This window comes from Mesorhizobium sp. WSM4871 (assembly GCF_055811295.1).
In genome coordinates this window covers 1-25,742 of the sequence record NZ_JBVVPU010000001.1, presented here as the reverse complement: position 1 = coordinate 25,742, position 25,742 = coordinate 1, and the positions used below count along the sequence as shown (strand labels likewise).

General features: G+C 62.5%; 28 protein-coding genes. 15 read left to right on the top strand and 13 right to left on the bottom strand.

Features of this window, described 5'->3' with window-relative positions:
* Positions 1-101: 101 nt before the first annotated feature.
* Together AC0L2H_RS00140 and AC0L2H_RS00135 are read left to right on the top strand one after the other, a co-directional pair.
* Positions 102-680: a methyltransferase family protein gene (locus tag AC0L2H_RS00140; RefSeq protein WP_473588301.1), complete on the top strand. Its 579-nt coding sequence runs from the start codon at positions 102-104 to the stop codon at positions 678-680.
* Positions 681-742: 62 nt separating this feature from the next.
* Positions 743-1,138 (top strand): (R)-mandelonitrile lyase, encoded by a 396-nt coding sequence (locus AC0L2H_RS00135; protein WP_473588300.1) that lies wholly within the window; start codon positions 743-745, stop codon positions 1,136-1,138.
* 59 nt (positions 1,139-1,197) lie between these two features.
* Here AC0L2H_RS00135 and AC0L2H_RS00130 read toward each other — a convergent pair whose 3' ends face one another.
* A complete protein-coding gene (locus AC0L2H_RS00130; protein WP_473588299.1) occupies positions 1,198-2,400 on the bottom strand; it encodes a pyridoxal phosphate-dependent aminotransferase in 1,203 nt (400 codons plus the stop codon).
* A 200-nt stretch (positions 2,401-2,600) separates the two neighbouring features.
* Between AC0L2H_RS00130 and AC0L2H_RS00125 the strand changes: the two genes are divergently transcribed.
* From AC0L2H_RS00125 to AC0L2H_RS00115, 3 genes are all read left to right on the top strand, one after another.
* Positions 2,601-3,494, top strand: a complete 894-nt coding sequence (locus AC0L2H_RS00125; RefSeq protein ID WP_473588298.1) for an EAL domain-containing protein — start codon at positions 2,601-2,603, stop codon at positions 3,492-3,494.
* On the top strand, positions 3,491-4,345 hold the full coding sequence (locus tag AC0L2H_RS00120) for an EAL domain-containing protein (RefSeq protein ID WP_473588297.1): 855 nt from the start codon (positions 3,491-3,493) through the stop codon (positions 4,343-4,345). The genes AC0L2H_RS00125 and AC0L2H_RS00120 overlap by 4 nt, the downstream gene beginning before the upstream one ends.
* A 95-nt stretch (positions 4,346-4,440) precedes the next feature.
* Positions 4,441-5,052, top strand: a complete 612-nt coding sequence (locus AC0L2H_RS00115) for a glutathione S-transferase family protein (protein ID WP_473588296.1) — start codon at positions 4,441-4,443, stop codon at positions 5,050-5,052.
* A 437-nt stretch (positions 5,053-5,489) separates the two neighbouring features.
* On the opposite strand, the gene AC0L2H_RS00110 is transcribed toward AC0L2H_RS00115, so the two are convergent.
* Positions 5,490-5,702 carry a cold-shock protein gene (locus tag AC0L2H_RS00110; RefSeq protein ID WP_006338270.1) on the bottom strand — a complete coding sequence of 71 codons (213 nt, stop codon included), beginning with the start codon at positions 5,700-5,702 and terminating at the stop codon, positions 5,490-5,492.
* 296 nt (positions 5,703-5,998) lie between these two features.
* Here AC0L2H_RS00110 and AC0L2H_RS00105 point away from each other — a divergent pair, with 296 nt between their 5' ends.
* The gene (locus AC0L2H_RS00105) at positions 5,999-6,328 is read left to right on the top strand and encodes a hypothetical protein (RefSeq protein ID WP_097572848.1); all 330 of its coding nucleotides are present in this window, start codon (positions 5,999-6,001) and stop codon (positions 6,326-6,328) included.
* Between the two features lie 14 nt (positions 6,329-6,342).
* On the opposite strand, the gene AC0L2H_RS00100 is transcribed toward AC0L2H_RS00105, so the two are convergent.
* Positions 6,343-6,912 (bottom strand): methylated-DNA--[protein]-cysteine S-methyltransferase, encoded by a 570-nt coding sequence (locus tag AC0L2H_RS00100; protein WP_473588295.1) that lies wholly within the window; start codon positions 6,910-6,912, stop codon positions 6,343-6,345.
* A gap of 165 nt (positions 6,913-7,077) precedes the next feature.
* On the opposite strand from AC0L2H_RS00100, the gene AC0L2H_RS00095 reads away from it, so the two are divergent.
* Together AC0L2H_RS00095 and AC0L2H_RS00090 are read left to right on the top strand one after the other, a co-directional pair.
* Positions 7,078-7,947, top strand: a complete 870-nt coding sequence (locus tag AC0L2H_RS00095) for a transglycosylase SLT domain-containing protein (RefSeq protein WP_473588294.1) — start codon at positions 7,078-7,080, stop codon at positions 7,945-7,947.
* Between the two features lie 133 nt (positions 7,948-8,080).
* The gene (locus AC0L2H_RS00090; protein WP_473588293.1) at positions 8,081-8,569 is read left to right on the top strand and encodes a GNAT family N-acetyltransferase; all 489 of its coding nucleotides are present in this window, start codon (positions 8,081-8,083) and stop codon (positions 8,567-8,569) included.
* A gap of 323 nt (positions 8,570-8,892) precedes the next feature.
* Here the strand turns inward: AC0L2H_RS00090 and AC0L2H_RS00085 are convergent, their stop codons facing one another.
* Positions 8,893-9,237, bottom strand: coding sequence for a hypothetical protein (locus AC0L2H_RS00085; protein ID WP_473588292.1), 345 nt, complete (start codon positions 9,235-9,237; stop codon positions 8,893-8,895).
* Between the two features lie 181 nt (positions 9,238-9,418).
* Between AC0L2H_RS00085 and AC0L2H_RS00080 the strand changes: the two genes are divergently transcribed.
* Together AC0L2H_RS00080 and AC0L2H_RS00075 are read left to right on the top strand one after the other, a co-directional pair.
* A complete protein-coding gene (locus AC0L2H_RS00080) occupies positions 9,419-9,841 on the top strand; it encodes a lysozyme inhibitor LprI family protein (protein ID WP_473588291.1) in 423 nt (140 codons plus the stop codon).
* A gap of 232 nt (positions 9,842-10,073) precedes the next feature.
* Positions 10,074-10,628, top strand: coding sequence for a DUF4142 domain-containing protein (locus AC0L2H_RS00075; RefSeq protein WP_473588290.1), 555 nt, complete (start codon positions 10,074-10,076; stop codon positions 10,626-10,628).
* 34 nt (positions 10,629-10,662) lie between these two features.
* Here AC0L2H_RS00075 and AC0L2H_RS00070 read toward each other — a convergent pair whose 3' ends face one another.
* Positions 10,663-10,983, bottom strand: coding sequence for a DUF1476 domain-containing protein (locus tag AC0L2H_RS00070; protein WP_473588289.1), 321 nt, complete (start codon positions 10,981-10,983; stop codon positions 10,663-10,665).
* 497 nt (positions 10,984-11,480) lie between these two features.
* On the opposite strand from AC0L2H_RS00070, the gene AC0L2H_RS00065 reads away from it, so the two are divergent.
* Positions 11,481-11,870, top strand: coding sequence for a DUF6152 family protein (locus AC0L2H_RS00065; protein ID WP_473588288.1), 390 nt, complete (start codon positions 11,481-11,483; stop codon positions 11,868-11,870).
* A complete protein-coding gene (locus AC0L2H_RS00060; protein ID WP_473588287.1) occupies positions 11,871-12,338 on the top strand; it encodes a hypothetical protein in 468 nt (155 codons plus the stop codon).
* 242 nt (positions 12,339-12,580) lie between these two features.
* Here the strand turns inward: AC0L2H_RS00060 and AC0L2H_RS00055 are convergent, their stop codons facing one another.
* The 6 genes from AC0L2H_RS00055 to AC0L2H_RS00030 all read right to left on the bottom strand — a co-directional run bounded on the left by AC0L2H_RS00055 (position 12,581) and on the right by AC0L2H_RS00030 (position 21,074).
* Positions 12,581-13,108 (bottom strand): hypothetical protein, encoded by a 528-nt coding sequence (locus AC0L2H_RS00055; RefSeq protein WP_473588286.1) that lies wholly within the window; start codon positions 13,106-13,108, stop codon positions 12,581-12,583.
* Position 13,109: 1 nt separating this feature from the next.
* Positions 13,110-14,462 (bottom strand): AAA family ATPase, encoded by a 1,353-nt coding sequence (locus AC0L2H_RS00050; RefSeq protein ID WP_473588285.1) that lies wholly within the window; start codon positions 14,460-14,462, stop codon positions 13,110-13,112.
* Between the two features lie 225 nt (positions 14,463-14,687).
* Positions 14,688-18,191 (bottom strand): carbamoyl-phosphate synthase large subunit, encoded by a 3,504-nt coding sequence (gene carB / locus AC0L2H_RS00045; RefSeq protein ID WP_473588284.1) that lies wholly within the window; start codon positions 18,189-18,191, stop codon positions 14,688-14,690.
* 365 nt (positions 18,192-18,556) lie between these two features.
* The gene (locus AC0L2H_RS00040) at positions 18,557-19,474 is read right to left on the bottom strand and encodes an SH3 domain-containing protein (RefSeq protein WP_473588283.1); all 918 of its coding nucleotides are present in this window, start codon (positions 19,472-19,474) and stop codon (positions 18,557-18,559) included.
* Positions 19,475-19,679: 205 nt separating this feature from the next.
* Positions 19,680-20,429 carry a metallophosphoesterase family protein gene (locus AC0L2H_RS00035; RefSeq protein WP_473588282.1) on the bottom strand — a complete coding sequence of 250 codons (750 nt, stop codon included), beginning with the start codon at positions 20,427-20,429 and terminating at the stop codon, positions 19,680-19,682.
* Positions 20,430-20,717: 288 nt separating this feature from the next.
* Positions 20,718-21,074, bottom strand: coding sequence for an ArsR/SmtB family transcription factor (locus AC0L2H_RS00030; protein ID WP_473588281.1), 357 nt, complete (start codon positions 21,072-21,074; stop codon positions 20,718-20,720).
* Positions 21,075-21,267: 193 nt separating this feature from the next.
* Here AC0L2H_RS00030 and AC0L2H_RS00025 point away from each other — a divergent pair, with 193 nt between their 5' ends.
* Positions 21,268-22,446 (top strand): MFS transporter, encoded by a 1,179-nt coding sequence (locus AC0L2H_RS00025; protein ID WP_473588280.1) that lies wholly within the window; start codon positions 21,268-21,270, stop codon positions 22,444-22,446.
* 28 nt (positions 22,447-22,474) lie between these two features.
* Here the strand turns inward: AC0L2H_RS00025 and AC0L2H_RS00020 are convergent, their stop codons facing one another.
* Positions 22,475-22,939 carry a MarR family winged helix-turn-helix transcriptional regulator gene (locus tag AC0L2H_RS00020; protein WP_473588279.1) on the bottom strand — a complete coding sequence of 155 codons (465 nt, stop codon included), beginning with the start codon at positions 22,937-22,939 and terminating at the stop codon, positions 22,475-22,477.
* 198 nt (positions 22,940-23,137) lie between these two features.
* On the opposite strand from AC0L2H_RS00020, the gene AC0L2H_RS00015 reads away from it, so the two are divergent.
* Entirely contained in the window at positions 23,138-23,932 is a 795-nt protein-coding gene (locus AC0L2H_RS00015) for an SDR family NAD(P)-dependent oxidoreductase (protein WP_473588278.1), read from the top strand.
* Between the two features lie 75 nt (positions 23,933-24,007).
* Here AC0L2H_RS00015 and AC0L2H_RS00010 read toward each other — a convergent pair whose 3' ends face one another.
* Positions 24,008-24,607 carry a LysE family translocator gene (locus tag AC0L2H_RS00010; RefSeq protein ID WP_473588277.1) on the bottom strand — a complete coding sequence of 200 codons (600 nt, stop codon included), beginning with the start codon at positions 24,605-24,607 and terminating at the stop codon, positions 24,008-24,010.
* Positions 24,608-24,663: 56 nt separating this feature from the next.
* Between AC0L2H_RS00010 and AC0L2H_RS00005 the strand changes: the two genes are divergently transcribed.
* Positions 24,664-25,569 (top strand): LysR family transcriptional regulator, encoded by a 906-nt coding sequence (locus tag AC0L2H_RS00005; protein ID WP_473588276.1) that lies wholly within the window; start codon positions 24,664-24,666, stop codon positions 25,567-25,569.
* Positions 25,570-25,742 lie beyond the last annotated feature (173 nt).

Here is a 25,742-nt window from a genome sequence, read left to right as displayed (position 1 = left end):
ATTGTAAAAAATCCGCTCCGGCACTTTAGAATCCGCGCATCGCGCCTTGCGAAATCGCTTCTGATTTTTCGAGGCCGATGCGATAATCAGGGATTGCGATGATGGAAGGCGTGCTCGATCTTCTTGTCTCGATCAGCAGCATCGCGACGCTCGGCCAATATGCCTGGTCCATGCGCGCCCATTTCCAGTCGCCGACCATGCCTCCAGGCGCGATGATCATTTCCGCCGTGGTGATCGGTGTGGCGGTGTTCTTTCTGGCAATCCTGTGGATCGAACGGCAGCCGGTGGCGGCGAAGCTCGGCGGGCTCGCCATCGAACTGGCAAGCGCGGCCCTGTTCTGGTGGGCGATTGTCATTTCCCGCAAAGCGCGGCTGCGCTTCGCGTTCGATGCCGACAATCCCGACAGTCTGGTGACCGACGGGCCTTACTTCTATGTCCGCCACCCGTTCTATGCCTCCTACATCATCTTCTGGATCGGATGGGGCATCGCGACCTGGTCGATCTGGGCGGTGGTGCCCGTCGCCGGGATCGTCGCGATCTACACGATCGCCGCGCTGGACGAAGAGAGGAAGTTTTCGCGCACGGCGCTGGCCGGCGCCTATGAGGCCTACCGCGCACGCACAGGCCTGTTCTGGCCGCGCCTCAACCGTGATTGGCGAAGCCTCTGGATGCGGGCTTGAACAGCCGGTTGCGCCATGGCGGGTATCGGACGAAACTGCCGTCAGCCTGAGGATTATCGACGATGAAGATCATTGCCTGCGGCAGCGTGCCGACCATACTTGCGCCGGAGAAATATTTCACCGGCCGTGTGTTGCAGACGCCGATCATCGAGAAGGAAGCGCCGGCGCGGCTCAGGGCCGTGATGGTCAGTTTCGAGCCCGGTGCGCGGACCCACTGGCACACGCATCCGCTCGGCCAGACGCTCTATGTCATATCAGGCGCCGGCCTCGCGCAAAGCTGGGGCGAACCGATACGGGAGATCAGGGCTGGCGACGTGATCTCGTTCGCAGCGGATGAAAAGCACTGGCATGGCGCCGGTCCGAAATCGGCAATGGCGCATATCGCCATGCAAGAGGCGCTCGACGGCGTCCACGCCGACTGGCTGGAGCAGGTGACCGACGCGCAGTATGGCGGTTGAGCCTTCTTGAACAGATATAAAAAATCCGGCCGGGCGGCCGGATTTTCATTTTGTATCGATCAGGTCAGCGACGCCGTAAAGCGCTGGATCCGCGTACAGGCCTCTTCGAGCAACGCCTCCGACGTGGCGTAGGAGATGCGGAAGTTGGGGCCGAGGCCGAAGGCCGAGCCGAACACGACCGCGACGCCCTCGGCCTCGAGCAGTTCCGAGCAGAAGGTCTCGTCGTTGTCGATCACCTTGCCGGCTTTGGTCTTCTTGCCGATCAACTGGGCGCAGGACGGATAGACGTAGAAAGCGCCCTCCGGCGAGGGGCAGGAAATGCCGCGCGCCTGGTTGAGCATCGACACGACAAGATCGCGCCTGGCCTGGAAGATCGCCTTGTTCCTGGCGACGAAATCCTGTGGACCATTCAGCGCCTCGACCGACGCCCATTGGGCGATGGTGCAGGCGCCGGAGGTCTGCTGGCCCTGGATCATGTCCATCGCCTTGATCAGCGGCACCGGGCCAGCCGCATAGCCAATGCGCCAGCCGGTCATCGCATAGGCTTTCGACACGCCGTTCATAGTCAGCGTGCGCTCGTAGAGCCTGGGCTCGACCTCGGCGAGTGTCTTGAAAACGAAGTCGCCATAGATCAGGTGCTCGTACATGTCGTCGGTCAGCACCCAGACATGCGGATGCTTTATAAGCACGTCGGCCAGGCTCTTGAGCTCCGCCCCGGTGTAGGCAGCGCCGGACGGATTGGACGGCGAGTTCATCAACAGCCATTTGGTGCGCTGCGTGATCGCCTTTTCCAGCGCCGCCGCCGTCAGCTTGAAGCCGCTGTCGATGGAGGTATCGGCGAAGACCGAGGTGCCGCCGCAGATTGCCACCATCTCGGGATAGCTGACCCAGTAGGGCCGCGGGATGATCACCTCGTCGCCTGGATTGAGCGTCGCCATGAAGGCGTTGAACAGGATCTGCTTGCCGCCGGTGCCGACGATGGTCTGCTCCGGCCGGTAGTCGAGATTGTTCTCGCGCTTGAATTTCTTGGCGATCGCCTCGCGCAGCGGCACGATGCCTGAAACCGGCGGATATTTTGTCTCGCCGCGCCGGATCGCCTCGATGGCGGCCTCCTTGATGTTGTCGGGAGTATCGAAGTCCGGTTCGCCGGCGCCCAGCCCGATCACGTCACGGCCGGCGTTTTTCAGCTCGCGCGCTTTCTGCGTCACCGCGATGGTTGCGGAAGGCTTTACGCGGGAAAGGGCGTCGGCAAGAAAGGCCATGGTAGCGTGTCTCCAGAGAGCGTCGGCGCGGCCGAGAATGGCCGCGGCGCTTCTCATGTCGCATCATTCCCCGAAGTGCAAGCGCAGTCGGATGAGCCAGTGCTCAAATCCTCGGCAACAATAAATTCATCAACGGCCGGTAAACCCTTGAGTGGCAGGATCGCAATCCAATCTTGCCAGTCTCGCGGAGCGAGGAACCCTTGTCGCGCAGCATCGGGCTTGCCCATATCATCCGCCATGATGACGGCACCGCCAGCGGTGTCTGGGGCATCTATACGCTGCAAAGCGCCTTCCAGCCGATCTTTGCCTTCGCGGAGGGCAAGCTTTCGGTCGTTGCCTTCGAGGGGCTGATCCGGCCGTCTCGCGATGGCGAGCCGCAGCCGCCGATGAGCTTTTTCAGCACGTGCCCGGCGGCCGACCGCCTGCATATCGAGGCGCTGACAAGGACGCTGCACCTCTTGAACGCCGGTGCCTGCCTGCCGCAGGAGGCGTCCATCTTCATCAATTTCGACCCGTCGGTTTTCACCGACCGCGGCATCGTCGACAAGGCGCTGCGCGAGATGCGGCTGGTGCTGCACGAAGCGGGCATCGATCCGCACCGCGTCGTATGCGAGGTGACCGAGCAGAAATCGGCGTCGCAGGAAACCCTCTACAATTTCGTCGAAGCGCTCAGGGCCAACGGTTTTCGCATCGCTGTCGACGATTATGGCGCCGACGAATCCGACATCAGCCGCGTCAAGGAGCTCAAACCGGATATCGTCAAATTCGATGCTCGGTGGATCACGCAGTTGATGGAGTCCGGCGCGGGTTTCGCGCTGCTGACGTCGATGGTTGCAAGCTTCGAGGAACAAGGCATCCGCACCGTATTCGAGGGCATCGAGGAGGGCTGGCAGCTTGAACTGGCCGAGAAGTCGGGCGCCTCGATGGTGCAGGGGTTCACGCTGGCGCGTCCCGAACTGGCGCCGACCAGCTTTCGTGTCTTCGGCAAGGACAGTCAGACGCCTGCGGCTGTCGCCACTGTCGGAGCGGCGCCTGCGCCCGTGCGGTCTTCGCCGCGGCCGGCGCGGGCTTTCGGGCGCCGGGTGGCGCAGTGACAGGGCGGCCCGACAGGCGGCGCAATGTCGGCGAGGCGATCTTTGCCGACGAGGTCGGGATCGAATATGGCGTCTATGGCGCATTCCGGCTGAGGAGCGCCTATCAGCCGATTTTCGCGCCGCGCGGCAGGTTTTTGCAGGCCGTTGCGGTCGAAGGCCTGATCGAGCCGCACCGTGCCGGCAGGCCGGTTGCGCCACCGGTGTTTTTTGAAAGCCTGCCCGCGGCCGATCGACTGTTCGTCGAAACGATGTGCCGGGTGCTGCACCTCAGGAACTTCCGCAACATCGGCGTCGACGGGCTCGATCTGTTCTTCAACTACAATCCGCTGATCAACGATCATCCCGGGCGGGCGCTGGCCGAGATCAGGCTGATGACCAGGCATCTCGCCGATTTCGGCCTGCATCCGGGCATGCTGGTCTGCGAGATCACCGAACAGGCGGCCGACGACGCGCTGCTCGTCAGCCTGGTGCGCGAGATGCGGCGCGACGGCGTCCGCATCGCCATCGACGATTTCGGTACCGGGCATTCGACGGAGGAGCGGGTCGCACTGGTCCAGCCCGATATCGTCAAGATCGACGGCGCATGGTTCGCGGAATTCTGCCGCCATGCCGCCGCCGAACGATTTTTCCGGCCGCTGGTTTCGGCGTTGCACGACCGCGGCACCAAGGTGCTGGTCGAAGGGATCGAGCGGGCCACCCATCTGCGCGTGGCCCTCGATGGCGGCGTCGATCTCTTGCAGGGTTTTCATCTGGGGCGGCCGGCATTGGCCGGCACGGTCTTCGACGAGGAGCCGCTGTCCATCGACAGGCTGCTCGGCATGGATAACAAGGTCATCCCGTTGTTTGGGTGATGCATCAGCGGCGCTGATGGTCGCGCCAAAACAAATCACTGGATCGGACCGCGGCTGCGACGATAATTGCGTCGGAGTGGCCGCAGGGGAACAAAATGACCATACTCTATGGAATGATCGACAGCGGCAATTGCTACAAGCCGCGCCTTTTGATGGCGAAGCTGGGCATGGCCTTCACCAATGTCGAGGTGAGTTCGCATACCGGCGAGACGCGCAAGCCCGATTATCTCGCCAAGAACCCCAATGCCATGGTGCCGCTGCTGGAACTCGACGACGGCAGGCGGCTCGCCGAATCCAACGCCATCCTGCTCTATCTCGCCGAAGGCACGCGCTTCCTGCCGACCGACAAATACGAGCGCGGGCTGGCCTATCAATGGCTGTTCTTCGAGCAATACAGCCACGAGCCCTACATCGCGGTGCGCAAGGCGCTGCTTACCTTTCCAGAGCGGGCCAAGGATGCGACACCCGAACGGCTGGCGGTAACGCTGGAGCGCGGCAACAAGGCGCTCGGCGTGATGAACAAATATCTGGAAGGCAATATGTTCTTCGCCGGTGCGGCGCTGAGCGTCGCCGATATCGCGCTCTACGCCTATACGCATACGGCCGAGATGGGCGGCTTCCAGCTCGACGCCTATCCGGCGGTGGCGGCCTGGCTGAAAAGGGTCGAGGCCGATCCGGGGCATGTGCCGATGGAGTGGGTGGGGTAGGTGACGTCGGCGATTGGCGAAAGCTGTGACACAGCTTCCTTCTCCCCGTCACTATACGGGGAGAAGTGCCCGGTAGGGCGATGAGGGGCAGCGCGACACCTCAGAACTACCTCTCGATAGCTACCCTGAAAAGCTGGCGCCGCCCCTCATCTGGCTGCCGCCATCTTCTCCCCGTATAGAGACGGGGAGAAGGACGCTGAATTGCTGGGTTTCGCCAATTGTGAGCGTTTGAAATCCAGGCAAACAAAAAGGCGGGACAAAATCCCGCCTTCCCATGCTTGGTAGCCTGACTGGAGCGTTTTGGCCGGGCCGTCAGCAATCTGCTGCTTCGGCTGGTCGGGTTCTTTCCGCTCCGGCGCGCTTTTCGCGCGACCGTCAGTACATCCGTGACTTGCCGCGCGCCCCGAGCTCTCGCCCGGCGCGCGCCATTTTCAAAATCAGGCTGCCTTGCTCAGAGACCCAGCGGACGACTTGCCAGTGCGGCGGTCCTGCTCAATCTCGAAGTTGATCTTCTGGCCTTCGACCAGGGTCGACAGTCCAGCGCGCTCGACTGCGGAGATGTGGACGAAAACGTCCGCGCCGCCCGCGTCAGGCTGGATGAAGCCGAAGCCCTTGGTGGAATTGAACCACTTGACCGTACCAGTTGCCATTTCGATAGTCCTTCACATTTGCTTTAGTTTGACCAGACCGAAGTCCAGCCGGTGTGCATCGAGATTTTGGAGATAGACGTCAGCAAACGCGAATATCGCGAGGCCCGGATCGATCGGCCGAAATATCAATGGAACGCATATAGGCTGGTTTTGCGCGAAAAACAAGTCTTCGTGAGAATGGCGCTGACGCGGCGCCGCCCAACGGCCGCCCCAATCGCATGAAAGCGTTGAGGAATTGCGCGTCGGGAAGGGGGCAACATACCTTCGGGCGCCGGTTCGGTTTTGGGAGAGGAACCATGAAAACTGTTCTGCTTGCCGCCTGCCTAACGCTTATAGCCGCCGAGGCGCAGGCGATCTCGCGCTATGATCCGACCCGCATGAGCTGCGACAGGGTGCGGGCGACGATCGCGCGGCAGGGTGCGGTGATCCTGCGCTACCAGTCGCCGCGCGTGCCGGGCCTGGCGCTCTACGACCGTTATGTGCGGGACGAGCGCTTCTGCAACATGGGCGAGGTGAGGGCGCGGGCCTATGTGCCGAGCGCCGATGCGAAATCCTGCCCCGTCTACACGTGCAAGCGGCCGGATTTCGACCGGCATTTCCGCCGCCGCATCCTCAGGCACAACTAATCTAAGGCGCCCGATCAGAAACCGAACGACACCTGCGCCGACGGCGGCGGGCCGACGCGCACGCCTTCCATTGCCAGCATCTTTTCCTTGGTGGTCGAGCCGCCGGGGGCGGAAAAACCGCCGATCTTGCCGCCGGCGGCAAGAATGCGGTGGCACGGAATGACCAGCGGCACCGGGTTGGCGCCAAGCGCGGCGCCCGTTTCCCGCGCCAGCCCGGCATGGCCGGCGCTTTTGGCCAGTTCGCCATAGGTGGTGGTCTCGCCAAAGGCGAGCTTGCGGGCGGCGTCATAGATGGCGAGGCGGAAATCGTCGATGCCGGCGAGATCGACCGGCACGCCGGAGAAATCGACGTCTTCGCCTGATGCATAGGCCTTGATCGAGGCGATCAGTTCGACAACCCAAGGCGGCTGGACGGTGGAGGGCGAAACGCCGGGATGGCGCAGCAGCCGGCGCTCCACCGCTTCGCGACTGCGTTCGGGCAGGCAAAGCCTGATCAGCCCGGCTTCGCTCCAGGCAATGCCCATGAAGCCGATCACTGTTTCTAACACTGCGTGGCCGGCGGTGATCGAAGTGGGGGTTTCCATGGCATGTTCTCCAGGCAAAACGACGAAAAACAGGTACATATCCAGAACAATATGGCATCGGGACCTGAGTCCCGCCACCCGAAAACCACCGGCCCGCCCCGATTGCGGCCCAGGAATCGCTGGTGTAAGGGATTTCTTAACAACCGAACCGGACCCGAGCGCGGCTTGCCAGCAAAATTCAATCTCATCGCGATCGGCGTGGTCGTTGCGGCGGCCGCCCTGGCCGGCTGCACGTCGACCTCGCAGGTCAAGCCCGCGCCTTCCTTCACCGAACCGGCCGCTGCCGCCGGCGCCGACGCAGGTTTCGCGCTGGCGCTGCCGGACACGGTTTCGGTTCTGCCCGAGCCTTCAGGCAACAAACCGGTTCAGACGGCCGCGCTGTTGGCCGATCCCGCCGCGTCTCCAGTCGAGCCCACTGCGGCTTTCGCCGGGTCGACACCAGGGGCCGCAGCCATGCCTGCCGTCATGACCAGCAAGGCCGCCGCCATGCCGGTCAATGCGCCGGTCTACACCACCGCCGGGCTTGTCGTGCCGGCGACCGCCGGGAAAGCCGGCATGCCGGGGGTTCAGCAGGTGGCCTATGTCGTGCCGCAGAATCCCGCCGTCCTGGCCCCTGTCGGTTCGCCGGAAGCACCCGCGAGCGGACCGCGCGCCGAGATCGAGCGGCTGATCGAGAAATATGCCGCGCTTTACCAGGTGCCGGTCGACCTGGTGCGCCATGTCGTCAACCGCGAGAGCACGTTCAACCCGAAAGCCTATAATCGCGGTCATTGGGGGCTGATGCAGATCAAGCACGCGACGGCGCGCGGCATGGGCTATATCGGGCCGGCGCGCGGACTGTTCGATGCCGAGACCAATTTGAAATACGCGGTGAAATATCTGCGCGGCGCCTGGCTGGTGTCCGATGGCAACGCCAAGCGCGCCGACCGGCTCTACCAGACCGGCTATTATTACGACGCCAAGCGCAAGGGCATGCTGGAGGAAACCGGCCTCGGCCGCGACCGCAGCCGGCGTCGCCTGCAACCCGATGCCTGAAAGCGCGTCGCGTTTGGACGGGTCGATGCTGCGCTTCAGGTTCTTGTCTTGATGCATGTCGTTATCGCAAAACCGCTGCGCACCCTCGGTTCAAGCCCGAGTGCATGCTTTTGCGCGACAGGCATAGAATAATATGCCTGAGCCGCGCCCGCCGGCGCCAAACGACATCAGGCTGCGCAAGATCCTCGACGAGACGCTGGTTCCGCCGCGCTGGCCGGAAGGCTTCATCATGCGCTGCTTCGAACCCGCCGATGCACCGGCCTTGCACGCGCTTTTGACCGAGGTGTTCGACGACGGCGCCGATGGGCCGTTCGACGAATGGTGGCCGCGCATCTCGGGCGACGCGGAATTCGATCCCGCTCTGTGCTTCCTGGTCATCAACGGCAAAGGCCGGCTGGTGGGCGCGGCGTTGTGCTGGACGAGTGCTTTCGTTAGGGATCTTGCCGTTCATCCCGAAGCGCGCGGCCGGGGCATCGCCGAGGCGCTGATGTGGCACGCCTTCGCCGAATTTCACGAGCGCGGCGCCGCGCATGTCGATCTCAAGACCAATACGGTCGAGAACCCCGCCGCCGTCAGGCTCTACGAACGGCTGGGCATGTTCGAGGTTGCCTGGGAAGGTTAGCTCGGCCCAAGTCGTTTCTCGCCCTGACGCAGCGGAAAGTGCATCCTTTGTGAGCCGCTTCACATAGATCGCCAAGGGCAAATGCTAACACCCTGCCACGCCGGTCGGTCGGGGTTACGAGCGGAAGGTGTCGGAGGGGCTGCACCGGCATGTGTCAGCCACACTCCACGGCGGGTCCCGAGAGTTTGCGGGGGGTTCTCCCGAGGCGGGGTTCGGGATCCGCCACCTTGTATCTTCCTGTTCGTATCTCGCTGTTTGCCCGGACCAACCTGTGTGTCTGTCGTTCAAATGTCATTCACGCGTTCAAAGATCGGGCACGCCGTTCAAATATCGGGCGCGTTGCCGATCTTCTGCTTGAGGTCGAGCGCCCAGGCGCGGCCTTCGTCGCCGCCCCATAAAAGCCAGGCGATATAGCCGGCCGACGGGTTTGCCTCATTGCCGTAGTTGCGGCCCTTCTTGTCGACCTCGTGGCGGGCGAAGTAACTGACCATGCGCCGGATCGTGGAAGGCGAAAGCTTGTCGCGGTTCTTGAGCTGGGTGGCCCGCGCCACGCCGACCTCGGTGCCGCCGCGGCCAAATATGCCGCGCAGCCTAAGGCCCCTGGCGGCATTGTCGGCAACGATCTGCGGGCAGCACAGGTCGATTTCGTCGTTGTCGGCTTCGCGCATGGTTTCCCCCCTGACATGGACCTATAGACCTGAACGAAGAATGCGGCAGGAAGTTTCCCCGCTTCGCGCTCGTCGGAGTTGAAAGGAACTGTCCACCAAGGCGACAAGCCGCATCTTGCCTGTGTTCGCCCCATCGTTAAGCTTTGTTACAGCGGGGGCTCTCGAAAATCGGAGAAATACGATGCGGCTTTGCAAAACCGGCCTCGCCACCTTGATCCTCGCCGTTCCGCTGTTCACGAATGCGGCGCGGGCGGCCGACGACTGCGCCAATGCGATGGATCAGGCGACCATGAACGAATGCGCCGGCAAGTCGTTCGCCGCGGCCGACAAGAAGCTCAACGACGCCTACAAGCAGATCGAGGGCCGGCTGAAGGACGATGCGGCGTCAAAGAAGCTGCTGGTCGGCGCGCAGCGCGCCTGGGTCGCTTTTCGCGACGCCGAATGCAATTTCCAGGGCGGCCCGCCGGCCGATGCCGGCAGCATGTATCCGATGGTCGTCGCCGGCTGTCGGGAGCAACTCACCAACAGCAGGCTGAAGGATTTCGAGGGCTACCTCAACTGCCAGGAGGGCGATACCAGTTGCCCGGTACCGGCGGCGCAGTAGTTTCGGCCGATTGGCGATCGCGTAGGCCCCCTCATTCGGCCGCTTCGCGGCCACCTTCTCCCCGCTGGGGAGAAGAGGCCGGCATCAACGCCGGCGACCTCCTCTCCCCTCGGGGAGAGGGTCGGATTGCCCCGAATTGCTCTTCGCAATTCGGTTGGCTATCCGGGTGAGGGGGCAACCTCGCCGCTGGCAGCGCGTTGAAACTCCGAACCCCTAAAACCCGGAGTTTCCGATGAAACCGTATCTTGCCATCGCCATCGCTGCCCTGCTTGCCACGACGCCGCCGGTTTTTGCTCAGTCCAACTCCCAGCCGGCCGAGCTTCCGGCGCCGGCCGACAGCAAGGTCGACACCGCGACCTTTTCCAGGACTGTCGCCAGCGCCGGCCAGTTCGAGATCGAAAGCAGCAAGCTGGCGCAGGGCAAGGATGTCGCCGCCGATGTGAAGGATTTTGCAGCACTTATGATCAAGGACCACACCCAGGCCGCCGAGGACTTCAAGGCGGCGCTGAGCCTCAGCCAGACCACGGCCTCGGTGGCGCCCAGCGGCCCGGCCCTGTTGCCGAAGGACCAGGCCATGCTCGACCAGCTCAAGGCGTTGGACGGCGATGAGTTCCAGGCCAAATACATCCTCATGCAAAATGAGGCGCACAAGCAGGCGGTGGCGCTGTTTTCCACCTATGCGCAGTCGGGCGACGACCCGGCGCTGAAGGAATTTGCCAAGAAGACGCTGCCGACCCTGCGGATGCACGAGAAGCACGCGAAGGATCTGGCCGCCAGCCACGGCTAAGCGGGTCGACAGCTTCTGTCGGACCGAGCGGTGCTCAGCCCGTCTTGATCTGCTCGACCGCTGTTATCAGGAGTTCGGCCATGGCGCCGCGAATCTGAATATCGGTGAGGGCGACGCCGGCCGCGTCGAAATCGGCGCGCACCTTGCGGAACACATCGTCGTCGCCGGCCTCTTCGAAGTCCGAACGCACCACCTCCTTGGCATAGGCGTCAGCGTCGGCACCTGATTTGCCGAGCTTTTCGGCGGCCCACAAGCCGAGCAGCTTGTTGCGGCGCGCCATGGCCTTGAACTTGGTTTCCTCGTCCATGGCGAACTTCTTTTCGAAGCCTTCCTGACGGTCTCTCATGCTGCTCATGGTCTGCCTCGTTCGGGGGTTTGAGTCTGCGGCCTTCATCCGGTGGAAGAGCGGGTGCCGAACATGGCGTGCATATACGTCATAAGCAAGACCGGAGCGTTCATTCCGCAGGGCAATCGCTTCAGACAAAAGCTGGCGCTCGACTGGCCAATTGTCGATGTCGGTGCTGCCCCTCATCCGCCTGCCGGCACCTTCTCCCCGTATAGTGACGGGGAGAAGGGGCTGACCGCAACCTCGGCACCTATTCCGCAACGCTGGAGATTGGCGAAATCCTCGGTGCGGGCGTCTTTCTCCCCGTCCCTATACGGGGAGAAATGCCCGGCAGGGCAATGAGGGGCAGCGCAAACCTGACGCGATTGCCCTGTCGGCGATCGATCGGGCGGCGCCTGGGCAAACGGTACGCAAGGGCCATGACCGCCGCCTTCGCACCGATGTGATTTGACGTTGCCGCGCCGTGACCTAGTCTCGAATGGCGGGATGAACCGAGGAGACGAGCGATGCAGTCGCCTTTCAACGGGATGCGGAGCGCCGCGCTGGCAGCGGCGGTGATGCTTGCCGCCGGCACCGCGGCTTACGCCCATCACGGCTGGTCGTGGACCGAGGACGGGTTCTTCGAACTCCGGGGCAAGATCACGGCCATCTACATTGGCAATCCGCACGCCACGCTGGATGTCGACGCGGAGGGCGAGGCCTGGCGGGTGGAGATGGCGCCGCCGTCGCGTACGATCGCCGCCGGCTTCACCGAGGAGGTGGCCAAGGTCGGCGACGAGGTGACCGCGATCGGCAACCGCTCGCTCGACGAGAAGGAAAAGCGCATGAAGGCAGTGCGCGTCATCGTCGGCGGCAAGACCTACGATGTCTATCCCGACCGCGTGCCGCCGGCCTGAATGGACGGGCTGCTGGCCGGCATCGAGCAACTGGCTCTCGTCAAGGGGCTGAAGGCCTCCTTCGTCGCCTACCCCATCGTCAACGCGCTGCACATCCTATCGATCGGCGCGCTGCTGACTAGCGTCATGCTAATGGACCTCCGGGTGATCGGCGCCTTCCGCGCGCTGCCGCAGGCGGCGTTCGTCGCGCTGCTGCGCCGCGTGGCGTTGGGCGCGTTCACTGGGGCGCTTGTCACTGGGGCGCTGCTGTTTTCGGTAAGGGCGAGGGAGTATGCGGCGATGCCGGTTTTCCTTGCCAAGATGGGGCTGATCGTTCTCGCTGGGGGCAACTTCCTCGCGTTTATTCGATTGTGCCGCGCAAAGGCCGGTGAGGAGCCGGCCGGTGGAGGCGCGACCATGCTGGCGGGGCTTTCCTTGGTGTTGTGGATGTGTGTGCTGTTCGCCGGACGGTTTATTGGTTTTCTCTGACCAAGGCGAGCGTCGGCACTGGCCTTTCCAGGCCGGCAGATAAGCTCGGCGCAACCACATGGAGATTGTCATGAACAATATCGAGATCGAATGCGTGGCGGTTGGGTGAAATAGTCTGCCTAGTGCTCGTGGAGGAAAATCAACCAGTCGCTTAATTTGATATTCAAAATAATTTAAAAAAATAGAGCGATGAACGTTAAAAATTGCACCAACCGATAGATAATCGCCATTGGCCGAATACGTTAGCCAGCCAGCGACCTCTCATTTATCACAAATTTATGAAAATTTAAGCAGCAAGTAATTATAACGCCGTATTTCTTTTGAGCTAATTTGCAGAACTTTCCCTTTCTTTCATGAACTATCCTGTGGCGTTTCTTAGCGTTACATCCTTTTGATTCTGGATCAAATAGGTCTACATCGTGGCTTACGACCGAATAGAGACCGGAAGAGACCGCAAACTCTACTATCCTTCGGTCCTTCGCATTCAGGCCATCAAGCCGCAAGGATTTTCCAACTGCCGAATCCTTCTTAAATTCAATAATTCTAATTATATCCTTAGCAAGCATGTCGCCAATCAGATCCCCAGCAGCTATGTTGGAAGATCCGCCTGTACAAGACCGCCACTCTTGCTCGAACAAACCTCCCTTGTCGAGTGCGATCCACCCGTTCTGTTCTATCAACGAAAACGCTTCAAAATAGGCGTCTTCCCGGTCTTCGATGAATGCGTCGAAGTAACCTTTGAAGCAATTGGCGTCCACAAACACTGGCATTTTAGTCCGGATATGTAAATCTAAGTTGCAAGTCAGAATCGGATTTCCCGACGTTCATCCTAGCCTTAGCAAGTTGAAGGGATTCCATCTGTCGCTGGGGAAAGAAGCCGCCTGGCCAATCAGGTTTAAATACCCCATCTGCCCTTACATCCAAATCCGTTATTATCTTATTTCCCTCGTTATCCTCTACGAAGAAAATCTTCACGTCAGAGGGGGAGATTTCTCCTAATGCAACATGGCGAGCCACCCGAAGGACCAAATTGTCACTATGGGTTTCGATGAATTGCTGGCCTCCCGATTTGGCCAACCCAACAAAAAATGAACCCAGAGATGCCTGGGCATTAGGGTGAAGGTGTATCTCCGGCTCTTGAACTACAAAAATAGGAGAGCGTCTACGTCTCGGGTCGACCCCGCCAAAAAGGTTCAACCCTCCCACCAATACAGGAAGGACTTGGCTGCATCCAAATCCAACGTCGCATATATTGTGTTCTTTTCCTTTGAAATCTACGATGCAAACCTCAAAGTGGCGTGTAGTTAAATTCTTCACGCGGATGTGTGAAGCTATCTTATTTACACGCAACCAATTTGAAATTTCATCTTCGATACCTATCCTGAGTGCGCCGCGTCTGCCTGTGTCATTAACTAGAAGGCTAATCCCGTTTGACCCGGTGCGGCCAATCTCATTGGGGGTTTCTCCGGTGTACAGGTATGTTCGTTGTGGTTGAGCGCGAAACGGACTGAGGGAGTCAAAATGTCTCAAGGAGTCACGAAGCCTCATGTCGGCTCTGCGCAGAGCGCGCGATACCTTTTCAATTATCGTTGCGGATTCCTTCGGGTAATCTTTATGTGAAAAAAATGGAGTAAGCTCTGGGTGATAAGGCCAAAAGCCAATGAAATGAGGCCTTCGTATTCCCTTTATGCCCAAGATCGTTTCAATTGGGCGTTTTTGAAGTTTTACTTCAGATTTATCGGCTCTTATCTGGTAGGAAAATATCTCTTGCCGGTCTTCATGCAGCGTAAACCGGGATATTTCCAGTTCTCGCCTTTGAAGACGAAATTTAACGTCGAAAGATATATCGTAGCGATCGATCCCAATGTCGAATCCTATAGGAGTTCTTACGTTATTTCCATGAACGACATCTTGAAATGTTCCAAGCTCCTCGTATGGCCCATTTAGAACAAGGGGGCTTGAGTTTCCCCGACTTGCTAGATAGGTCTGAGCTATCAAATTTATTGCGCTTAAAATTGATGATTTTCCGGAATTATTTGTTCCGATAAATAGATTAATACGTCTAAATTCGAATCGATGATCCCGGTGCGCGCGAAAATTTCTTAAGGCGATATACTTCAACATTGACTTGTTCGATGCGAAGATATGTGGATCATGTCTTATTAATGACGTGGTCTTGAACTGGTAGTCAACATGATTTTTCCAGCACCAAGCCTCGGTCTCAGAATCGTGCCCGCCAAGACAGCACTCGATAAACTCGTAGTAGGGTGTACAACATCGGCGCGTTTGCGCGATTGCCTCCCTGTGGTCTCCTAGCCATCGCCTACAATAGGGGACTAGCTAATCTCCTCACGCAAAATACTCCTGCAGCGGCCTCACTTCCAAACTCCCCGCCCGCAGCGCCGCAATCGCCTCCGCCACCGCCGCCGCGCCTGAAAGCGTCGTGTAATACGGCACTTTCTGCATCAGCGTCGCCCGGCGCAGCGACTTCGAGTCCGACACCGCCTTCTGGCCATCAGTCGTGTTGAAGACGATCTGCACCTGGCGGTTGCGGATGGCGTCTTCGATGTGGGGACGGCCTTCCAGCACCTTGTTGATTTTTTCGGCGACGACGCCGTTTTCGGCGAGGAAGCGCTGGGTGCCTGATGTCGCCAGCACCTTGAAGCCCTGGCCGGCGAGGCGTTTGACCGCCGGCAATATGCCCTTCTTGTCCTCGTCGCGCACCGAGACGAACAGCGTGCCCGCGCGGGGGAGATCAACACCCGCCCCTAGCTGGCTCTTGGCGAAGGCGAGCGCGAAATCGCGGTCGAGGCCCATGACCTCGCCGGTCGAGCGCATTTCCGGGCCGAGCAGGATGTCGACGCCGGGGAAGCGGGCGAAGGGGAAGACGGCTTCCTTGACCGCGATGTGGCCGGGGTTGCGTGGGTCGGGCATGGCGCCGTAATGGGCGAAGGCGTCTTCCAGGCTCTCGCCGGCCATGATGCGGGCGGCGATCTTGGCAATCGGACGGCCGATGGTCTTGGCGACGAAGGGCACGGTGCGCGACGCGCGCGGATTGACCTCCAGCACATAGACCGTGCCGTCCTTGATCGCGTATTGCACGTTCATCAGGCCGCCGACATTGAGCGCGCGGGCAAGGGCCGCCGTCTGGCGCTCCAGCTCGTCGACCAGTTCGGAAGGCAGCGAGTGCACCGGCAGCGAGCAGGCACTGTCGCCCGAATGGATGCCGGCCTCCTCGATGTGTTCCAGAATGCCGGAGACGAAGGTCGACTTGCCGTCGCACAGGCAATCGACATCGACCTCGATGGCGCCCGAGAGATAGGTGTCGAACAGCAGCGGGTTCTTGCCCAGCAGCGTGTTGATCTGGCCGGTCTTGTCGTTGGGGTATTTCTGCTTGATGTCCTCCGGCACCAGGCCGGGCACGGTGTCGAGCAGATAGGTCTGCAGCATGCCCTCGTCGTGGATGATCTGCATGGCGCGGCCGCCCAGCACATAGGAGGGGCGCACCACCAGCGGGAAGCCGAGCTCGCCGGCGACGAGGCGGGCCTGCTCGACCGAATAGGCGATGCCGTTCTTCGGCTGGCTGAGGTTCAGCTTGTGCAGCAGCTTCTGGAAGCGGTCGCGGTCCTCGGCGAGATCGATCATGTCGGGCGAGGTGCCGAGGATCGGGATGCCGGCCTTCTCCAGCGCATCCGCCAGCTTCAGCGGCGTCTGGCCGCCGAACTGGACAATGACGCCGACCAGCTCGCCCGACGCCTGTTCGGCGCGCAGGATCTCCAGCACGTCCTCCGCCGTGAGCGGCTCGAAATAGAGCCGGTCGGAGGTGTCGTAGTCGGTCGAGACCGTTTCGGGGTTACAGTTGACCATGATGGCTTCATAGCCGGCGTCGCGCAGCGCGAACGCCGCGTGGCAGCAGCAATAGTCGAACTCGATGCCCTGGCCGATGCGGTTGGGGCCGCCGCCGAGGATGACGACCTTCTTGCGCGACGAGACCTGCGCCTCGTTGGCGAGCGCGCCGGCGAACGGCACCTCGTATGTCGAGTACATGTAGGCGGTGGGCGAGGCGAACTCGGCGGCGCAGGTGTCGATGCGCTTGTAAACCGGATGAACGTCGAGCTTTTCGCGAGTCTTCTGAATCACTTCGGCGTCGGTCTTCGTCAATGAGGCGAGGCGGGCGTCGGAGAAACCCATCGCCTTCAGCATGCGCAGATTGGCGGCGTCCTCGGGGATGCCGTGCTCGCGGATGCGGGCTTCCATGGCGAGGATGCCGGCGATCTGTTCGAGGAACCACGGGTCGATCTTGCACATGGCGTGCACGTCTTCCAGCGAGGTGCCCATGCGGATCGCCTGCGCCACCATGCGCAGCCGATCGGGCGTCGGCGTGCCCAATGCGGCGCGGATGGCGTTGCGGTCGTCGACATGGCTGGCCGGCGCGCTGCCGTGGCCGAGGCCCGGGATTTCGATCTCGTCCAGACCCGTCAGGCCGGTTTCCAGCCCACGCAAAGCCTTCTGCAGCGATTCCTGGAAGGTGCGGCCGATGGCCATGACTTCGCCGACCGACTTCATCGCCGTCGTCAGCACCGGTTCGGCGCCGGGGAATTTCTCGAAGGCAAAGCGCGGGATCTTGGTCACGACATAGTCGATGCTCGGCTCGAACGAGGCCGGCGTCGCGCCGCCGGTGATGTCGTTCTCCAGCTCGTCCAGCGTGTAGCCGACGGCGAGCTTCGCGGCGATCTTGGCGATGGGGAAGCCGGTCGCTTTGGAGGCGAGCGCGGACGAGCGCGAGACGCGCGGGTTCATCTCGATCACCACCAGGCGCCCGTCGGCCGGGTTGACGGCGAACTGCACATTGGAGCCGCCGGTCTCGACGCCGATCTCGCGCAGCACCGCGATCGAGGCGTTGCGCATCATCTGGTATTCTTTGTCGGTCAGGGTCAGGGCAGGGGCGACGGTGATCGAATCGCCGGTGTGCACGCCCATCGGATCGATGTTCTCGATCGAGCAGACGATGATGCAATTGTCGGCCTTGTCGCGGACAACCTCCATCTCATACTCCTTCCAGCCGAGCACGCTCTCCTCGATCAGCACTTCGGTGGTCGGCGAGGCGTCGAGGCCGGACTGGACGATCTCGTAGAATTCGGCGCGGTTGTAGGCGATGCCGCCGCCGGTGCCGCCCATGGTGAAGGACGGGCGGATGATGGCGGGCAGGCCGACATGGTCGAGCGCTTGCGCCGCGATCGCCATGCCATGGCTGATATAGCGCTGCTTGCGGTCGCCTTCGCCGAGGTTCCAGCGCGTCTCCAGCGCGTCGAGCGCGGCGTCGAGATCGGCGGGCTTCTCGGCCTTCAGTGCGGCGCGCTCTGCCTCATGCGTCTTGCGGTCGGCGTTCTTGACGTCGGTGGCGTTGGCCAGCATCGACTTCGGCGTTTCCAGGCCGATCTTCTTCATCGCCTCGCGAAACAGCGCGCGGTCCTCGGCCTTGTCGATGGCCGTGGCGTCGGCGCCGATCATCTCGACATTGTAACGTTCGAGCACGCCCATGCGGCGCAGCGAAAGCGCGGTGTTCAGCGCCGTCTGGCCGCCCATGGTCGGCAGCAGCGCGTCCGGCCGCTCCTTGGCGATGATCTTGGCCACGACTTCGGGCGTGATCGGCTCGATATAGGTGGCGTCGGCCAGTTCCGGGTCGGTCATGATGGTGGCCGGGTTGGAATTGACCAGGATGACGCGGAAACCCTCTTCCTTCAGCGCCTTGCAGGCCTGGGTGCCGGAATAGTCGAACTCGCAGGCCTGGCCGATGACGATGGGGCCGGCCCCGATGATCAGGATCGACTTGATGTCGGTGCGTCTTGGCATATCGAGGGTCCGTTCGGCAGGCGGCTTGCACGAAAAACCGGACGGGAAGACCCGGCCGGTTGTGCTCGCGATTCTGGTATCAGGCTAGGAGGGCCTTATAGGGAAGAGTTTTGCTGGATGTAACCCCCTAAAATGCGGGTTGTGCGGGGCTGCGTGTCAAGTGAACAGGCGCCTCGTTCCGTCGCGCCCCCCTCTGCCCTGCCGGGCATCTCCCCCTCAAGGGGGGAGATCGGATATCACGACTGCTTTCGCCACTTTCAACGGCGGAGAAAAGGCGAGAGGCCGAAGCGCTGATCTCCCCCCTTGAGGGGGAGATGTCCGGCAGGACAGAGGGGGGTGCTGTCCCTCCGGCGTTTCGAATCTACCTAACCTCCGGTCGCCAAAGCGTCAGGAATCTCAAACCGTTCGGAAACGCCGACGCGGATCATGTTCAGGGTGCCTTCGCGGGTGAAGCGGAACTCGCCTGGTGCATCGGACTTGGCCGGCAGGCCGGCGGCGAAGCTGATGACGCGCGTGCCGCCGTCGGGCCAGGTCACGGTGACGGCGGCTTTGTCGCCCTGGCGCTCGACATCGGCGTCACAACTTGTCATCGGCTGGCCGACATAGCGCGCGCAGGGAATCCTGTTTTTGGCGCCAGCGGCTGGCGGCCCCGGTGGCTGCAGCCGCGCAACCGTTTGTGCGTCGGCCGGCGCCGCCGCATTGGCCGCGAAATTCTGGACGGCGTCCGCCGTGGGCGCCTGCCCATCCGTCTCGCCGGTCGACGGATCACCGTTGCCCGCAAGCGCGAGCCGGTAAGCATCCTCGATGGCGGCCTTGCCGATTGCCTCGGCCGGAGTCGGCGGGGTTTCGGTGCCGCCCAGGCGTTCCGTCAGGTCGGGCAGGGGCGCGGCCGGCTCGGGGTTTGCGGCCTCGGCAGAGACAGTCGCGCCTTCACCGGTCGTTTCCATGTCTGTGACTGGCTGGGGATTGGTCGAACTGAGGTAGCGCGCGGGAGCCCATCCAATCATTTGCGGGTTCTCGGTCACCGCGACCTTGCACCATTGATGACCGTTGACGTCGTTGCAGCCGAGATTGTTAAGGCTCGACCCATTGGGCAGGCGGGTCTGGATCTTGCCGCCTGGCGAGGGTTTGGCGCGGATGTTCAAGAGATCGTCCGGGGCCAGACCCGTCACGATGGAGACGACTTCAGCCTCCTGCGCTCCGGCCGGCAGCGCCGTCGGCAGCATTGCCATCAAAAGCGCGGTAAGCAGCAGTATTGTTGGGAGCGTAGGTTTGCGCCTCATCACCTGGCCGTGGGCGATTGTATTATGGAAGGCGCGGCGAGGCACGGAAGTGCTGCCGCATGCCGAGCGATTTATAAGGGACGACATGGCGCCATGTAAGTCGGAAAATATGGCCACGGCATGAGCAAACGGACCTAGTTCAGTGGGGGTATGAGCAAGCTCAACGGGGGCATGAGCTTCGCTCAGCATGGGGTATGAGCTTCGCTCAACCCGGCATTAACCCGGTGCGCAGCGCGTGGGCCCATTCGGGCCTTCCCGCCTGTTCGGCCTGTCGCGCGGCCGCCTCGTGATCGTAGTCGACGGCGATGGAATCGAAGCGGTCGCGGTGTTCGCCGAGTTCGACGATGCCATAGCGCGCATGCGGGGAGCCTTGCTCGGAGACATGCGCCGGTGGCGTATCGTCGTAATAGGCGGGGCAGCCGATGCTGCCGGGGTTGAAGATGACAGGCCCGTCGGGAATGCGGATCAGCTCGGCGCGATGGCTGTGGCCGCACAGTACGATGCGGCAAGAGGGGTCGAGCCCCTTCAGCCGTCGCTTGATGGCGGCCAGCGGCGCGCGCACCAGCTGGCCGTCCGAGATCGCGTCGGCCAGGTATTTTTCGTCATGGTCGGGACGTGCATGGAAGGCGATGACGCCGGGCGCGACCTCTAGGGTGAGAGGAAGCGCAAACAGCGCCTCGCGCTGCGCCGCCGTCAGCCGCTCCTGCGCGTAGCGGTCGGATGGCCACATCCGGCCGTCGGCCGGGTCGACGGCGACGCGGCGGTCGTGGTTGCCGCGCACCGTCGGCAGGTCGAGCGCTTCGAGCCGCTGCATGGTTTCGCGCGGCCACAGCGGACCGGAAACGCAATCGCCAAGATTGACGACGAGATCGGCGCCGCGGTGCTTGAGATCGTCGAGCACAGCGTCAAGCGCCAGCACATTGCCGTGGATGTCGGCGAGGACGGCGATGCGCATGGGAGGCTCCGGTTGTGAGGTTCTTTCCCCACCTTGTGGGCAGGGGACAACATATTGATTCTTGCGCAGATGGACCCCCACCCTAACCCTCCCCACAAGGGGGAGGGAATGCTGCCGCGCGCCTAATCGATCATATTGGCGTCGGACTTCGGTAATTTGCCAAGTTCTGCGTCTACCAGAATCTCCCTCCCCCTTGTGGGGAGGGTTAGGAGTGGGGGTATTCGTAGAGCGAAAGCCTCCGCTGCCCATATGCGATTGTTGGGGGAGAGGAACCCAAGTCCTGCACGGCTAGGCCGGCACTTCGACCTCGTGGCCGCCGACCATTGGCAGCGCGGTATCCTCAGTGGCAGCGGCAATCACGCTGTCGAGCAGGCCGGGGAAGCGAGCGTCGAGATCGTCGCGGCGCAGCGTGATCAGGCGGCTGGTGCCGACCACTTCGGCGCGGGTGACGCCGGCCTCGCGCAATTTGGCGAGGTGATAACTGAGATTGGTCTTCGAGCCGAGATCGAGGAACTGGCTGCAATTCAGCGGCACGCCTTCCTTGCTGGCGAGATAGCGCACGATGGCGAGCCTGGTCGGATCGCCGAGCACGGCAAGCACGATCGGCAGGCTGATCTGGTCGGCGTTGGGATGGGGCAAGGTCATGCCCAGGAATTAAGCACAATCGGCGCCGATTTCAACGTGTCTCCTCCTCCGCCGGTACCCGGCGTTGATGCTGCTCTCCGGCCCGTCCTGACACAGGGCTGTCAGCAGGGTTCAGTTATTTTGCCCTGGCTTCATTGACATCATGCCCTGTTATGTCCAATTGTTCAATAACTTTTGAACTAAGGGTTTCGCCATGGACAAGCGCCTTTTCTGGCTTGCGCTCGGATCGTTCACGATTTCGACCGAAGGCTTCGTCATCTCCAGCCTGCTGCCGGATATCGCGGCGGACGCCGGCATCTCCATTCCGCTCGCCGGCTCGCTGATCACAGCCTTCGCGCTCGCCTATGCGGTCGGCACGCCGATCCTGGCGACGCTGACCGGCGAATGGGACCGGCGCCGCGTCATCCTGTGGACGCTGGTGTTCTTCGTGCTCGGCAATCTGGTGGCGGCGTTGAGTTCCTCATTCGAAGTGCTGCTGATCGCGCGCATCGTCATGGCGCTGTCGTCAGGCCTGTTCGCGGCAACCGCGCAAGGAACCGCCGTGGCGCTGGTCGATGATCATCACCGGGCCCGCGCCATAGCGGTCGTTGTCGGCGGCACCACGGTGGCGGTGGCGGTCGGCGCGCCGCTCGGCGCGCTTGTCGCTGCGATCGCCGGCTGGCGCGGCACGTTCTTTGCCATTGCCGGGCTCGGCGCGCTCGCCGGCGCCATCCTGTGGTACCGGCTGCCGCGCGGCATCGTCGGCACCAGGCTGCCGCTGAAGCGCCGGCTGGCAGCAGCACTGCGTCCCGGCGTCCCCTCGATCCTCCTGACCACGTTGCTGGCGCTTACCGGCGCCTTCACCGTCTTTGCCTTTGTCGCGCCGCTGGCCATCGAAGGCGGCGGTTTGAGCGCGATCGCGCTGCCCGGCATGCTTCTGGCCTTTGGTGTCGGCGCCGTTATCGGCAACATTGCCGGCGGGCAGGCCGCCGACCGTTTTGGCGCGACGCGCACCGTCAGCTGGTCGCTGGCGCTCAGCGCCGCGATGCTGGTCATGCTTTCGGTCATCCCGACATTCCTGCCGCACCATATTGCCGGGCCGGCACTGATGGCGATGATGGTGCCGTGGGGCATCGTCGGCTGGGCCTTCCCGCCGGCGCAGGCCAGCCGCATCATCAAGCTCGCGCCCGACGCCGCACCGATCGTGCTGTCGCTCAACGCTTCGGCGCTCTATCTCGGCGTGGCGCTGGGCGCGGTGGTCGGCGGCGCGGTGCTGCGCTTCGGTGCGCCGGCCGATCTCGGGCTGGTCGCGGCGGCGTTCCCGATCGTGGGATTGGGCGTCGTGCTGGCTGGACGCATGCTGGCCCGGCCGGTCGCCATGCCGGCGGAGTAGGGTCCAAGACCAGTCGCTGACCGATGCCTCATTTCGATGGCGCGGCCGGTGGTATGTCGAAATCCAGCGCGGCGATGTCATCCAGCGCCGCGCGCAGCCTTGCCGCCTCGTCGTTGCCGACCATCGCCTCGAAACGCTGCTGGGCGAGGCTCCACAATTTCATCGCTTCATCGAGCTTGATCAGGCCTTGCGGCGTCAGCCGCACGCGCTTGATGCGGCGGTCGTCCTTGTCGGCAAAGGTCTCGACATAGCCGTCGCGGATCAGCGGCTTCAGCGTGTGGCCGAGCGCCGACAGGTCCATGATCAAGGCGGCGGCAATGGCGCCCATCGCCGGCTCGTCGCCGATATGGATCTGGTAGAGCAGGCCCTGCTGCGTGGCTTTGAGGCCCGAGGGGGCAATCATATCGTCATAGAACTGGCCGAGCTTTCGTGTCGAACGACGCAGCGAGGCGTAGTTGCAAAGGGTCAGGCCGGGCAGGGCGGTTTGGGTCATGGCGCGCTTCCTTGGAGGCGAACGGTGTTCGCTAACTCTGCCCAGAAATAATCTTCGACAGTCCGATTGACAAGATAGTGGCATATACCTACTTCCCGTAAAGTGGCATATGCCACTAAATAGAATATGACGGCTTGAGACAGGTAAGGGCATTGCCCGCCGCACCTCTAGCCAAGGTCGAGATGAAGGAACAAGACAATGAGCAGACAGGACAACAAGGGCACGGCAGTGGTCACTGGCGCCTCGTCGGGCATCGGTGCGGTCTATGCGGACCGGCTGGCAGGGCAGGGCTATGATCTGGTGCTGGTGGCGCGCCGCGCCGACCGGCTCGAGGAATTGGCTGAAAAGCTGCGCCATGCCTACAAAAGCAAGGTCAGCATCCTCAGCGCCGATCTCGCCGCCGACAATGATGTCCGCCGTGTCGAGCAGGCGATATCGGCCGACGAGAGCATCACGCTGCTGGTCAACAATGCCGGCATCGGCGGGGCGCAAGTGGTGGCGACAGCCGACGCCGACCTCGCCGAGCGGATGATCAAGGTCAATATCGTCGCCTTGACGCGGCTGACGCGCGCCGTTCTGCCAGGCCTGATCGCGCGCAAGAGCGGCGCCATCGTCAACATCGCCTCGGTGCTCGCCTTCGACACCTCGTTCGGCGGCATCTACAGCGGCACCAAGGCCTATGTCGTCAACTTCACCGAGGCCCTGCAACGCGAAGTCGCCGGCACCGGGGTGAAGGCCCAGGTCGTGCTGCCGGGCGCGACCCGGACCGATTTCTGGGAACTTGCGGGCAGCGATATCGACAAGCTTCCCAAAGAAATCATCATGACGGCCGATGACCTGGTCGATGCCGCGCTTGTCGGCCTTGCCAAGGGCGAAGCCGTCACCGCGCCAGGGCTTGCCGATGCGGCCAAGCTGGACGCGTTCCTTAGTGCCCGGCAGGGCTTCTACGGCAGCCTGCACGCCGACAAGCCCGCGGCTCGCTACGCGGCTTGAGGGTAGGATAGCGCCTGCCCTGCAGGATTTGGGTTCCTCGCCCCGCTCTGTGGGGAGAGGAACCAGGTCTGTGCTTTACGCCGTCCGCCACATTGGAATGATCGAGGCGGTCAGCGCGAGCGCCAGTGCGATGTTGAGGGTGCGCCATTGCCATTCGGTCTTGAGCAGCCTTGCCAAGAGCATGCCTGCCACGCACCAGATGGACAGCGACACGGCTGCCGTGAGGCCGAAGGTCGAGCCGAGCAGCAGCGCAAGTTGTCCTGGCCCGTCGGCCAGCGCGGCGAACGAGGCCGCGGCACCCAATCCCATAGCCCACCCCTTCGGGTTCATCCACTGGATGCCGGCGCCGCCGAAGAAGCTTCTGGGTTTGGCTATCGTCACATCGAGATTGGGTGGCCCGGCGCGGCCGATCTTGAGCGCCAGCCAGACGAGATAGAGCGAGCCGATGATCTTCATCGCCAGCTGCAGCGAGGGCATGGCAAGCAGCAGACCGGCGAGCCCGGCGGCGGCAGCGCCGGTCACCGTGGCAAGGCCGACAGCACTGCCGGCCATCAGCGGAACGGAGCGGCGAAAGCCGAATTGCGCACCCGAAGCGGTGGACAAGGTCGTGGCGATGCCGGGCGTGGCGGTGGCCACGAAGGCGAACAGGATGAGCGGCAGGATGGGCTGGAGCATGGGGCATCCTTTGTCGGAAGCCCCATGGTAGGCGTCGATTGGCATCAGTAAATGCAATGTTTGATATGCTTGGCATTAGCATCTATAATGCCAGCATGATCCGCAATCTCGACACCGCCCTCATCCGAACCTTTGTCACCGTCGCCGACAAGGCGAGCATGACGGCGGCGGCGAACGCGCTGCACCTGACGCAAGGCGCGGTCAGCCAGCAGATCAAGCGGCTGGAGGAGGTTTTGGGCTGCGGCCTGTTCGAGCGCGACCGGCGCGGCTTGCGATTGACGCGCGCCGGCGAACGGCTGCTAGGCAAGGCCAAGCGCCTGCTCGCGCTGAATGACGAGATCTGGACCGAGATGAACGGCAACGCGGTTGCGGGCGAGGTTCGGATCGGCGTGCCCTACGATCTCGTCGGCACCCTTTTGGCGCCGGTGCTGAAGACCTATGCCGAGACCTATCCGCAAGTGGAGATTTCACTGATCTGCGCGTCCTCGCCGGAGCTCGCAGCAGCACTCGCCGCAGGAACCATGGACCTTGCCGTGATCGAGGAGCGGGTCGGTCCGTCCGCCGGCGAATGCCTGTTGGTCGACCGTCTCGTCTGGGTCGGCGCCAAGGGCGGCGTCGCGCGCGCCAAGCGCCCGTTGCCGGTGTCGATGGTGGCCGACACTTGCGCCTTCCGCCCTGCGGTGATTTCGGCGCTCGACGAGAACGGATTTGAATGGCGCACCGTGTTCGAGAATGGCAATATCGACGCCACGACGGCGACGGTGCGCTCGGACCTTGCCGTCACCACCTGGCTGGCCTCCACGGTGCCTGCCGACCTCGACATCCTGCCCGATCCGAAGCTGCCGGCCCTGCCGAATTTCGCGATCAATTTGCATCTGCCGAAGCATGGTGTCGAGCCTGCCGCAATGGAGTTTGCGGCTTGTATCCGCGAGGGTCTGGCGCGGCGGCGAGAGGCGGCTTGAGATCCGGGGGATTGGCGCCGCGGTCTCAAGTTTTCATACGGCATCGCCCTACGAAACCCCCGCTCCGGGGGGGGGGGGGGCCCCCCCCCCCCCCCGCGGGGGGGGGGGGGGGAGAAGCAAGCCGCGGATTAAAAAATTTTTGAGGGCGTGAAAAGGGGGGGGGAGGGACGCCA